The following is a 13,282-nucleotide window of genomic DNA, read 5'->3' as shown; positions in this document are numbered from 1 at the left end:
CATACATATACTGATTTTTCACTTATTCATTTTGTATTGTACTTAAAAAACCAATAAATTCATCTTCATTTACAGGTTTACTGTAGTAATAGCCCTGAATTAGATAACATGCATTACGTTGTAACACTGTTAATTGTTCCTTCGTTTCTACCCCTTCTGCTATCACTTTCATGTTTAAAGTATGAGCAAGTGAAATAATGGTTTGTATAATTTCATCTCCATCAGTAGAAGTTCCAATCCTATTAACAAATTCTCTTGGAATTTTCAAAGTATCAATTGGATAAAGAGGCAGATACGCTAATGAAGAATAACCTGTACCAAAATCGTCAATTGATAAATGTACACCATATGATTTTAATGCTTTTAACTTCGATAAGGTTTCCTTTTCATCTACCATTGCTATTCGCTCTGTTAATTCCAAATCAATCGAATTAGCAGGTACTCCTATCTCTTCTATGGTAGATATAATGGTTTGAACAAAATCTTTCTGTTCAAACTCTATAGCTGATAAATTTATCCCCATCTTTAGATTTGAAAAGCCCGCAGAATGCCATTCTTTCAGTTGTTGACACGCTTTCTGTAACGTCCACTTCCCAATTGAAATAATCTGCGCCGTTTCTTCTGCGATAGGTATAAACTCAAAAGGAGAAATCAGCCCAAGCTCTGGATGTTGCCAACGTATTAAAGCCTCTGCACCAATAACCTTACCTGCCTTACTATCAATTTGTGGTTGATACAATAAAAACAACTCATTATTTTCAATTGCATTTGGTAAATCCTGTTCTAATCGTAATCGACGAGTTACTTTTTGAGATAATGTCTCGTCATACATACAAACAGCATTGTTACCTTTTTCCTTTGCGCTATACATAGCGATATCAGCGTGTTGTAAAAGTGTAGTAGTATTTATTCCTCCAAATGGATACACTGCTATTCCTATACTAAGAGATAAGTAAAAACTATGCTGATTTACTACAAATGGTTCTTCAGTTATACGAAATAGAGTTTTACACAAATCCAATAGCTGTTGCTCTGTTTGGTTATGGACAATGATCGCAAACTCATCACCACCTATTCTTGCTAGAGGAATAGTCGGTGACAGACATGTCCTAAAACGTTTGGCAACTTCTTTTAAAACCTTGTCACCAATCGAATGACCCAATGTATCATTAATAGTCTTAAAGCGATTTAAATCAATATACAGGAGCCCAAACTTATCCTGTGTTTTTTGTGCACGCTTAATAGATCTATCTAATTCTTGTTGGAAGAATATACGATTTCCAATCTCCGTCACCGTATCATGGAATGCAAGGTAATTTATCTCTTCCTGTTGTTGTTTCATCCTTGTTATGTCTTTTACCATTACATAGCTCCCAAAGGTTTGTCCTTCTATCATAATAGGAACTATAGTGACATACCAAAAGAGTATATCCTTCTCATTGTTATTTTTCACACGTAACTGTAGTGAAGATGAACTACATCGTTTCCCTTTCTTTATAGCTACTTCCAATTCAGATTTATCTTCATCTAAAAAAATAGAGAAGCACTCTTTCCCTATCAATGCAGCACTTTCTTTTCCTAATAACATACTTCCAGCCTGATTTATATTTAATACGATACCGTTTGAATCAATCGTTAAAATAGGATCCGGATGATACTCATATAATGACTTAAATCTCTCTTGATTTTTTAATAAATCATTAGATTTATTTATTAAATCCCTTGTTCTTTGAGATACTGTTTGTTCTAATTGATTATTAAACACTTTTAATGTTTTAGTTAACTCTTTGTTTTGCATTCGTACGATTGTATGACGAATCAGTACAAATACAAAAGCAATACAATTTCCCGTAATTAATGTAGCTGAAGAAGTTTGCTCTTTCAAAGTAAAGCCAATTAAGACTGCAACTGCAAGATAAGGGAATATACCAAGAAGTTTCTCTCCAAATGTCGGATGAATAATAAAATAATTTCTTTTAGAAGAAGTATTCTTTGGGATTGTAGCAGCAATAGCGATAAATAATAGGAAAACTCTATACAAACACCTTAAAAATATAACTGAACGCTCTGACAAATCACCTTGTAAGTAAAAATACAAATAGTCCGTAATAGCCAATCCAGTTAATACTAGGATAAAAATAAACAATTTACTTTTTGCATTGAAAATAGCAGGTCGAAAGATCAGTGTAACTCCAAGTAATAGAAGCAATAAATCTATAATCGGAAAAATAAATGAGAGAAAAACATCTCCAATTGATAAGAATAAAATATTTGCAGATGGTTTATTAAATAGGTACCACTCTAATGTAAAAATAGCAGTAACAACAATGCATAAATCACAAAGTAAATACGCTTTCTCCCATTTGTTACATTCCATCATAATTTTATAAAAGAACGCAAAAAGAAAGAAGAATAAGAAAAACAGTAGAAATACATCAGAAATATTAAAATTTTGTATTGGCAATTCTACATTAAGTACTTGAAAAGCGGATATGAAATTCCCTATCAAAAAACACCCTATTGCAATAGTAATGCAAACCCAGAATACTCCTAACTTAATTTTTTGGGATAATATAGAATACAGTAATGAGATAAATACAGTAGTTTCAACGACTAAAGATGATAGTCGGATATTAAAATCTGATACGAAATAATGATTCGGAAAAACAAATAAAAATATAAAGCAAAAGCTTATATAAGTTATTAAAGCCAATATCAATACATAAAATTGCACATATACATGTTTACGCAATGGATTCACCTTCTTGATTTTTCTATACTTTTATTAAAAAATGGCTTGATGGTGGCACAAGTCCTACTAATTAAAATGTGTGCTACCTATTATCCATATTATGACCTTTTTAAAAGATTTCTTTCTACACACAACAATCTTATTAACTTTTTGTAGATGTTTACAATTATCAATACTGAGGATTCTAAAAAGGATAAGCTGAAAAATGTAATTTTTTAAGTATTTGAGCATCGTAAATTTGGCGGGTACAACTTATCTACTCTTTACATATGAGATAGAATCTACTCCTCTATTGGATTATAGTTGCTATCTGTCACACTTAAAAAGGAATGAAAATATACTATCATTAAAATAGAAATTCAAATTAGTTTACGAAACCAACCGTAACTATTATAGTTACACAAAAAGTTGATGTCAATTTCATATCCTCCCTTTTTAACGGACAAAAGACATGACCTATTGAACAAAAATGTGATGTTTATAAAAAGGGCGGTAAAGTTTTATCTCCTTACTCAAAGAATTATAAATGATTTAGAATTAGATGAAATTGAAGCTAATATTGCATCTCCCTAAAAAGAATGTTACTCTAAAAATAGAATTATGAAAGGAATGATGGATGAATAATGATTAACTAATTTATATTTTAAGTTGAATTTTATAACTTCAAACTACAAAATATAGGGTTAGTCTATCCATTTTTAAAATTCAGTTCATACTTTATTTGTCATGATTCAAATGATTAATAAGTACTTATTAAGTATAGACGAAAGACTAATCCTTCCGATTACAAATTGGGGGATTTTTTTATTCCCGTTTGTCTTAGTTGAAACTTACTAATTGTTAAATGTACTTCACAAATAAAGGAGCGAGAAAAATGAGTACTTCAGATACTATTGTTACACATGTAATGCTCTATATAAGTCGTTAATATCCATCAAACTTATATAGAGGAATTAAAAAATGGATGGATGTTCCGACTTTATATGAAACGTTTCGATATATAAAGGAGGAATTATTATGTCAATGATAAAGGTCCAAGACTTAACTTTTTCATACCCAGGTAGCTTTGATAATATTTTTGAAAGTGTAAACTTCCAAATAGATACGGATTGGAAGCTAGGATTTATTGGTAGAAACGGACGAGGTAAAACGACATTCTTTAATTTATTGTTAGGGAATTATGAGTATAGCGGGAAAATCCTTGCTTCAGTAGAATTCAATTACTTCCCCTACTCTGTTTCAGATAAGAACAAATTCACTCATGAAATCCTTGAAGAAATTTGTCCCCAAGCCGCAGATTGGGAACTTCTACGTGAGATATCCTATTTAAATGTTGATGCTGAGGTCATGTACAGACCATTTAAAACATTATCAAATGGGGAACAAACAAAAGTGTTGCTTGCTGCACTGTTTTTAAATGCGGGTCAATTTCTATTAATTGATGAACCAACAAATCACTTAGATACAGATGCACGAAAGATAGTCTCCGATTATCTAAGGAAGAAAAAAGGATTTATTTTAATTTCACATGACAGAATCTTTTTAGATGGGTGCGTTGACCATATCCTATCTATTAATAGAGCAAATATTGAAGTTCAAAGTGGTAACTATTCTTCTTGGAAGTTAAATTTTGATAGACAGCAAGAACACGAGAAGGCTACAAATGAGCGTCTACAAAAAGACATAGGGCGATTAAAACAGTCTTCCAAACGTTCAGCAAGTTGGTCTCATGACGTGGAAGCTTCCAAAAATGGAACGAGGAATTCAGGCTCTAAGTTGGATAAGGGGTTTGTAGGACATAAAGCAGCCAAGATGATGAAAAGAGCAAAAAACCTTGAATCAAGGCAACAAAAAGCTATTGAGGAAAAATCAAAATTACTAAAAAATGTGGAGAAAACTGAATCATTAAAATTGGAACAACTACAATTTAAATCAAATGAATTGATTACTTTAGTTGACGTGTCCGTTAAGTACAATGATCAAATTGTGAATGAGCCGATTAGCTTCATAGTTGAACAAGGTGACCGAATTGTACTTGATGGAACGAATGGGAGCGGAAAAAGTAGTATCCTAAAACTAATTCTAGGACATCCGATACAGCATACAGGCTTAGTTACTTTAGGTACAGGACTCATCATTTCCTATGTCCAACAAGATACTTCTCATTTGAAGGGATCGCTATCAGGCTTTATTGAAGAGCACAAGATTGATGAAACCTTATTTAAGTCCATCCTAAGTAAGATGGACTTTGACCGAATTCAATTTGAAAAAGATATATCTCATTATTCTGGTGGACAAAAGAAAAAACTGCTTATCGCTAAAAGTTTATGTGAAAAAGCTCATATATATATATGGGACGAACCACTAAATTTTATAGATATCTATTCCCGTATGCAGATTGAAGAACTTATTCAACAATTTAATCCCACAATGGTTATTGTTGAGCATGATAAAATATTTCAACAAACAGTTGCAACGAAAACTATATCTATGTAGCTCAAAACGAATACTTGAAAATATAATCATTAACTTGAGTCCTTGAATTATAAAAACTTTAATGAATTGATAAAAAAAGCCTAATTTCTCTACAATACATTGAGAAATTAGGCTTTAAATAGTAATAATAGAATTCATAAACACTGAATAATTTATACATTAGGTTTATCTGTTAATGCAGTAACAATCCTGTCCACTAAGTCTTCGGGTAATCCATATTCCTTATTAACTACAGCCTGTATACTAGCAAAAGAACTTTCATTGTATTTTGATTGCCTTTTTCCTCTACTATCTTTCTCTTTATTTATGAAGTTTTCACGAGATTCATAGTTCATCTTATCTGGTTCTTTAGCAATAGATTGATTGGTGTAAATTATAAAGATACCTAACATCATAATTACACAAATGAAAATCCCTACTAATTTAAGTCTCATTATTCATTTCCTTCCTGCAACTCTTACTGTTTCTCGTTCATAATATCTCAACCATATCAAATTCATATTAATTTGAAGTAAAATTTTGTTCTTAACATATTTCTTAATAGAAAGACTGTATATCCTTCTATTTGTTTGACATCATTAAGATGCTCATAAATAGAAATAAATTCTATTCCTATATATAGATAAATAATCTAAAAATTTATATAATAAGATTAGAAGTTTAGCATATTATTATTATTATTGAAAGGTCTTGGTATAATGCTAGGCATTAATGTCAAAAAAACAAATGAAGAGTTAATTATTTCATGGCAATTGGCGGAGATTACAATTCCATTACGTGATGTGATTGAGGTTACCGAAGATGCTACCTATGCTGGTGTTGAAGAAGTAGATGTAATACGTATTGGAACAGCTTATGGGACAACAGACCGTATTTTAATTAAAACAGTAAAACAAAATTATGTATTGTTTACTACAAATAAAGTTGCTATTTTAAATGCCATTCACGCTTAAATATAGGAGTCTTCTTGGCTAAAATGATAAAAATAAGCACATCTTGTTATAAAAACAGATGTGCTTATTTTTTAGTTTTTATGCATTTTTACGTTTTAAGAAAATAACTCCACCAGCAATTAACAGTAATGCTCCTGCAGCCATAGAAATCCAACTTGTAAGATTAGTACCTGTTTGCGGTAACCATCCAATTTTAGATTGAACTTCTTTCTTAGATTGTGGTTGCTCTTTTGGTTGTTCTGTAGTTGGAGTATTTTTATCTTGATTCGGCTGTTCTGGTTTTGGTTGCTCTGGTTTTACTTCTTTAAATTTCACTGTTTGTCCCTTATCTTCAATTTCAGCGTGAATAGCTACTAATATATTATCTTGATACAGTTCTTCAAATACTACTACTTCTTTACCTTGTAATGCAGAAGCATTAAATGTGAAATCTAGTGTGATAGAACCATTTTTCTCTTTAGCAGTAAACTTAGATTCTACTGTTACTTCTTTACCATCAACTAATAATGGCTTGTTTGTTGCTTTATCCATTAGTTTGCCTTTTACAACGTACTCTTTACCCACGATTAAGTCTTTGTATTCCACTTTATCTTGGATTGTTACAGATTTAGAAGCATCTAACTCTTTAGAACCATCAGCTTTGTTTGTTGCTGCCGTTTTAATAAAAGGTTCTACAAATCGAACTGTTTGACCTACATCGTTAATGTCAGCATGAGTTGCAATTACTTGACCCTCATGTAATAAATCTTCAAACACGACTACTTCTCTTCCTTGCTGTTCAGCACCAACAAAAGTAAAGTCTAATGTTACAAACCCATTCTTTTCTTTTGCAGTAAACTTCGTTTCAGCTGTTACTTCTTTTCCATCAATTAATAATGGTTTGTTAATAGCTTTGTTCATTAGTTTACCTTTTACAGTGTACTCTTTACCTACAACTAAGTTAGTATACTCCACTTTGTCTTGAATAGTGATAGAATCCTTTGAATGAATCTCTTTTCCACCATCAGCTTTGTTTGTTGCTGTCGTTTTTACTGATGGCTTAACGAACTTAACTGTTTGACCTTTATCATTGATATCAGCATGTGTCGTAACAACTTTTCCGTCTTTCAGTAACTCTTCAAATACTACTACTTCTTTTTCTTCTAAACCAGTTGCATCAAATGTGAAGTCTAATGTAATAGAACCATTTGCTTCTTTTGGTGTAAACTTCGTTTCAGCAGTTACTTCTTTACCATTTACAACGAATGGTTTATTAGTCTTTTTATCCATTAATTTACCTTTTAAAGTGTACTCTTTACCTACTTGTAGGTCTTTGAATTCCACTTTATCTTGGATTGTTACAGACTTAGAAGTGTGCATTTCTTTTGTACCATCTTTTTTATCAGATGCTGTTGTTTTAATTGAAGGAATCTTCTCATCTTTGACAATGTGTTTAATGATTTGACCATTCTCTTTAATTTCAAAAGAAAACGTCTCTTCATTTAAGATATAACCGTTTGGTGCAACAGTTTCTTTATATGTGTATTTTCCAAATGGTAACTTTTCAAATTTAGCGATACCTTTATCATCTGTTTTACCTTTTACTACTTCTTTTCCTGCTTCGTTATAAATTGTAAATTCTGCATTTGGAAGCTTGTTATTTCCATCAGCTACATCTACCTTTGTAATTTCTAGATCACCTTTGATAAGATGATTAACTGCCAATAACTCAATAATCTTTCCATGTTCCTTTATTTCGAACGCAATCGGTTCTTTAACAAGAACGTAACCATTTGGAGAAGCCTTTTCTACAAATGAATATTTACCATACGCTAAATCTTTGACGTTAATCTCACCATTTTTATCTGTCTTATATTCCCCAACTACTTTTCCACTTGCATCTTTTAGCTCGAATGCTGCACCTTCTAATTTTTTACTAATATCTTCATTATCTACTTTTAGTAATTTTACACTACCTTTCACTTCGGTATTTTCCACTGTAAAAGTAAGTGTTTTATTGTGCTCTTTAATTTCAAAAGGATACTTTGTTTTATTTCCAATATATCCATTAGGTGTTTTTGTCTCTAAGAAATAATATTTACCATACGTAAGACCTTCAACGTTTGCAATTCCATTTTCTTTTGTTACTACTTTTTTCACTTCTTTTCCATCTTCAGTGAAGACTGTGAATTCAACATTTGGTAAAATCTTTCCTGAATCACTAAGCTTTTTAATTTCGATGTTACCTTTTACTTTGTTATTTACTATTTGGACAGCTCCTGTTTCCCCTGTCTTAACTTCAATAGTTTGTGGTTTATCATCTGAAACATAGCCTGTTGGTGCTTTAATTTCTTTTAATGTGTAAGTACCAATTGGTAAGTTGTTTAATTCTGCCATACCATCAGCACCAGTCGTGATTTTTCCGACTGATTCATTATTTGCATTAAAGACCTCAAATACTGCACCAGCTAAAACTTCTCCATTTTCTCCAACCTTTTTAATTTTTAAAGAACCAGCTGCTTCCCAATTTACTGCAAGATCACTACTAAGCTTTTCTTCATTTCTCTCTAATAGTACTGTAGCATTCTGAACAGTATCCGTACCACGATAAGCAATTGCTTGAACTTTAGTTAAATTAGCAGCAACACTTAAATTAAATTCACCCGTTTTTGTATTCTTAGGAATTTGGATACGAAATTTTTCTCCAACTGAAAGCTGATCTTTCACTTCTCCATTTTCACTAACAATTCTAACTCCATTAGGTGCATTTTTCGCTACTACCTTATAAGAACCACTCTTAGCATTTGTTTGTACTGAATATAGATTTGTTTCGAAGAATTCACCCTTTAATTCTGCTTTTTGCTTTTCAGCAGGAATCACATTCATAAAAACATCTTGAGTCTCTTCACTATTGTTAGCATTACTAATAATAGCCTTAGCTGCTTTTTCAACATTTTTATTCTCATGTTTTAATTCATTTACATCGAGTTGACCTAATGCATTCCAAACCGCAAGTTGCGTTGCATAATGCGCTTCATTTTTATTAGCTACTCCCAGCTGTTCAGCACTTTTTTGCGGGAAACCATTTAATAAGACTCTATATACTACATTATCTGTTTTCCCCATTTCAGGAAGATCTTCACCATTTGGTGATTTTAATCCAAGGGTTAAGCAATAAGCAATTTGACCACTTGAATTTTTAATCATTTCAGTGCGAATGTACTTACCTAGACTATTACTATAACTCCAGTCCATTGAATATTTCTCATGCGTCATAACCTCTGCACTAGCCCTAGGTAAAAATACATTAAGGAATAATGCCAGTACTGATAATAATGTAAAAACTCTTATAATGACTCTCTTACCCAATTTTGTAACCTCCCTAGAATAAATTAATCCGAGTATATATCGCAATATCTAAAACATTCACGATCGACCCAATTATCATTATAAAACAATAAATTACAAATATTAAATAATTTTAATAAAATAGTCAAAAAATTTACACATTTTATTATTTATCAAGTTTTTTAACGAATTTACTATATACAAATTCTAAAACACGCCTACAATTTAAAAGACAAATTTGTATGTTAAATATATAAATAGCAATTCCTTTACTCCAGTTATTAAGCTTTCCCCTATTTAAAATAGCCTTTTCATTTTTTTGTTAACCTGAGTAATTTATACACCTCTTTTAATCTATTACACTCCTCCATTTAAATATAAAGGTGACTTCTCGTTCAAAGAATAAAATGAAACTTTAATCTGCCCGATTCCCACCTAACTTCTTTGCTTTCATTGAATTTTTGGGCGGGAGTCTTACTGCCCAAAAATAACGGGATATATTATGCAATATTGCATTTGATAATCATTTTCATTGTAACTATAATGATTACAGGATTACTATTAATCTAATATTCTACATGGAGGTTTTATTATGTTTAAAAAAATTATTGTATCTTCTATGGCGCTTACTATGTTCGGTGGAGCTGCAACTATGCTAGAGGCACCTACTGCTCAAGCAGCTTCTTATAACTCAACGTCATCCTCTTACTTTGATGTCACTCCTGAAGAGGCCGTGGCTTTCTATCAATCTCAAGACTATAAAAAATTAAAAGTATTTTTGGATGACTTTGAAGCTAGAAACCCTTATACTCCAGGTGGAGGCTACGCTCAAGGGAGTGTACGTATGCAAAAATTCAACGATGCTCTTAGAGATGCCAAATTAACAAATGTCTACCAAGAATTTATTAGAATCTCATACTACAATCATTATCCAGAACCAAAATAATAACAACGGATTAAATGTTTATTATTTCTATAACTTAGCCTAATTTTAAATGTATAACCTAAAAATAATTACTAAAAACCACTCATATAAGGGTGGTTTTTCTATTTCCCCATATAATTTAGCGGAATGTTCCATCATCTTTATTTTACTATCTTTTATAGTAGACATTCTCTCGTTGACACAATCTAGTAGGTTAGCAATGGGAATATCAAAATATATTTATAATTATTTTCTGTTTAATAGCAAAAAACGAACACCCTCTCAATTAGATAAGGTGCTCGTTTTTATTTTTATCGGTAATTCTCAATTCAATTTAGCTTCTTTCCGATAAGTAAAGATTAAATTAACTTAAAAGCATAGCGTTTTAAATTTAATTCATAGATCTTACTGAAACTTGGAATTGCCCCTTAGAACCATCATCATTTGAAACGTAAATTTTATATGTTCCATTCGGTAATGAAGATAAAGCATTCCGTACATTTGTAACATTAATTTGTTGTTCTCCAGGTTTTATATAACCACCAACAATTAGCTCTGTATTTGGACCTTTTACACTATATCCCATTGTATTTTGACCATTATTTTTCATAGAGAAGCTTAAGTCAGCACTCCCATCATATACGAAAGAAGTTACAGCTTCGCCACTATAATCCATTGTTTGGGTTAATAATAAGTCTGCAGAAACATGTTCAACTACATGAATTGGATCGTTCGTTTTGTGTACTTCTTCAGCATAAGTATTATTCCCTAACACACCAAGTGTTAATGCTGAAACTACTCCACAACTAAGCACTAGTTTATTTAACTTCATTTTAAGTTCCCCCTTGATGTTTGTATTCTATTACCATCATACATCCTTTTTTAAGTGCGCTTTTATGTAATAATTCATATCTATAAACCTATATATTTTAACTTTACGCCTTAATAGTTATTGAGAAAGCCACATAGATAAAGCTACAATATTACACTTCATAAAAAACATGTAAATTTTAAAATCTTTTTCTAACAAAGTTTTCTACGAGTAAGTACCAAAATACTCAAATAAATAGCATTTCTATTTCAGATAAAATGTACTAATAAAATTTTTCTAAAATTTCACTTTGTAATTTGATATATTCCATGTTAATATAACGAAGGCTACAAAACAGGAGTCACCACGCATATCATTTTCACAGAATATTCATACTTAAAAAGACTTATTTTATCAGTAACTCAATCCAAATTTCACCTATACAAAAGTTAGTTTATAATTTCATATATACATAAATTTAAATAGATTTTTTATCTATTATTTTTTCTATTTTCCTTATCAATTTTAATACGAGTAATATAACAGCACTTTTCAAGTACCCTTCCTTTTTTAGATAAAAAGTCTACTAATACTAAACATCTATGTCCAACTCATACATAATTCTACTTACAAACTATCGGAGATGCAAAACTATGGGAATTTCTACTCTTTTATTAAATACCTTTATTATAATAATTTGTATCCTTAGCTATCACGTATTTTGGCTAGAGTTTAAAGAAAAAATAACATGTAATAATATGTTATTTTCTATCCTTTCCTCCATTGCTATTATTTTTTGTATGACTTTTCCTTTTCATTTACATGTGGGATTTATTTATGATTTACGTTTTATTCCTATAATATTAGTTTTTCTATATGGAAATACAAAAAACATTGTTTTTATAGGAATTTTATATCTTTCTTACCGGTTTTACTTAGGCGGAAATGGCGTTCTTCCATCATTTATTATCTTTACTATCATTTCTGTTATAACAATGCTCTTTCGTTACTTATTACCTATGTATTTTAAAGAAAAAAAGATATTATTAAGCTTACTTCTTATTTTAGTATGTACAGCTTCCCTTTCTATTTGCGGTATTGTAACTCAAATAAATACAGGAGGTAAAATAGACTCTACTCTCATAGAATTTTTATTAAATTATATAATCATTAATATTTTCACAGTATTATTATCAGTTTATTTTATAGAGGAAATGATTGAGAAATATAAAATGAAAGAAAAACTGCAACGGGCTGAAAAATTTTATATAGCTAGCGAACTAGCAGCGTCAATTGCACACGAAATCCACAATCCACTAACCACGGTACATGGATTCACTCAATTATTAAATGAAAAACATGCCTCTAAGCTATCTCAGGATCAATACTTAGAAATCATGTTAATTGAAATGCAGCAAATACAATCTACTATTAATAACTATTTATCTTTAACCAAACCACAGAATACCCTAAAAGAAAAAATAGATATTAATCACATTTTAAATCAGGTGAAAGATACTATTTCACCACTCGCTCTATCATACAAAGTTGAAATCAAACAAAATAGTACAGATTCCTTTTATATAAATGGGGACCCCGAAAAATTCAAACTCTGTCTAAACAACATCATCCAAAACGGAATTGAGGCTATGAAAAATGGTGGATTATTACAAATAAATATACAAAAAGTAAAAGGAAATATCATAATTGATATTATTGATTCAGGAATTGGGATGTCATCTCAACAAATAAAACGAATTGCTTTGCCATTCTATTCAACAACAGAAAAAGGAACTGGGCTTGGTACTATGATTGCTTATAGTATTATTAGAGAATTAAACGGAGATATAGAAATAGAGAGTGAATTAGGTAAAGGGACACGCTTTTCTATTAGTATCCCTTGCTAATGTGATAACAATTTTCTGTTTAGTTAATTACATAAATGAATTTTAAGAATCCCGCTAGCTAGCTTACTTATTAATTATCTTAAATTCATATGCGTTAATTAAATATAATAA

The 13,282-nt window shown here is 30.7% G+C and carries 7 protein-coding genes and 1 pseudogene; 4 read left to right on the top strand and 4 right to left on the bottom strand.

The window, feature by feature from the left end; genetic code table 11:
• Nucleotides 1-22 precede the first annotated feature (22 nt).
• Nucleotides 23-2,752, bottom strand: a complete 2,730-nt coding sequence (locus HMAS_RS06940) for a sensor domain-containing protein (RefSeq protein WP_116344732.1) — start codon at nt 2,750-2,752, stop codon at nt 23-25.
• A gap of 1,017 nt (nt 2,753-3,769) precedes the next feature.
• Here HMAS_RS06940 and HMAS_RS06935 point away from each other — a divergent pair.
• Nucleotides 3,770-5,248 (top strand): Lsa family ABC-F type ribosomal protection protein, encoded by a 1,479-nt coding sequence (locus HMAS_RS06935; protein ID WP_000061794.1) that lies wholly within the window; start codon nt 3,770-3,772, stop codon nt 5,246-5,248.
• 200 nt (nt 5,249-5,448) lie between these two features.
• Here the strand turns inward: HMAS_RS06935 and HMAS_RS06930 are convergent.
• Nucleotides 5,449-5,682: pseudogene (locus HMAS_RS06930) on the bottom strand (hypothetical protein); the annotation flags it as partial.
• Between the two features lie 264 nt (nt 5,683-5,946).
• Here HMAS_RS06930 and HMAS_RS06925 point away from each other — a divergent pair.
• Nucleotides 5,947-6,201, top strand: coding sequence for a hypothetical protein (locus HMAS_RS06925; RefSeq protein WP_000900695.1), 255 nt, complete (start codon nt 5,947-5,949; stop codon nt 6,199-6,201).
• A gap of 78 nt (nt 6,202-6,279) precedes the next feature.
• Here HMAS_RS06925 and HMAS_RS06920 read toward each other — a convergent pair whose 3' ends face one another.
• Nucleotides 6,280-9,549: a VaFE repeat-containing surface-anchored protein gene (locus HMAS_RS06920; protein WP_048558148.1), complete on the bottom strand. Its 3,270-nt coding sequence runs from the start codon at nt 9,547-9,549 to the stop codon at nt 6,280-6,282.
• Nucleotides 9,550-10,120: 571 nt separating this feature from the next.
• Here HMAS_RS06920 and HMAS_RS06915 point away from each other — a divergent pair.
• The gene (locus HMAS_RS06915; protein WP_000473483.1) at nt 10,121-10,474 is read left to right on the top strand and encodes a hypothetical protein; all 354 of its coding nucleotides are present in this window, start codon (nt 10,121-10,123) and stop codon (nt 10,472-10,474) included.
• Between the two features lie 370 nt (nt 10,475-10,844).
• On the opposite strand, the gene HMAS_RS06910 is transcribed toward HMAS_RS06915, so the two are convergent.
• The gene (locus HMAS_RS06910) at nt 10,845-11,285 is read right to left on the bottom strand and encodes a hypothetical protein (RefSeq protein ID WP_000773519.1); all 441 of its coding nucleotides are present in this window, start codon (nt 11,283-11,285) and stop codon (nt 10,845-10,847) included.
• 632 nt (nt 11,286-11,917) lie between these two features.
• On the opposite strand from HMAS_RS06910, the gene HMAS_RS06905 reads away from it, so the two are divergent.
• A complete protein-coding gene (locus tag HMAS_RS06905; RefSeq protein ID WP_000513016.1) occupies nt 11,918-13,171 on the top strand; it encodes a sensor histidine kinase in 1,254 nt (417 codons plus the stop codon).
• Nucleotides 13,172-13,282 lie beyond the last annotated feature (111 nt).

The organism is Bacillus sp. HMA207, from assembly GCF_003402455.1.
Lineage (GTDB): Bacteria > Bacillota > Bacilli > Bacillales > Bacillaceae_G > Bacillus_A > Bacillus_A cereus.
This window is presented reverse-complemented; position numbering and strand designations above follow the sequence as displayed.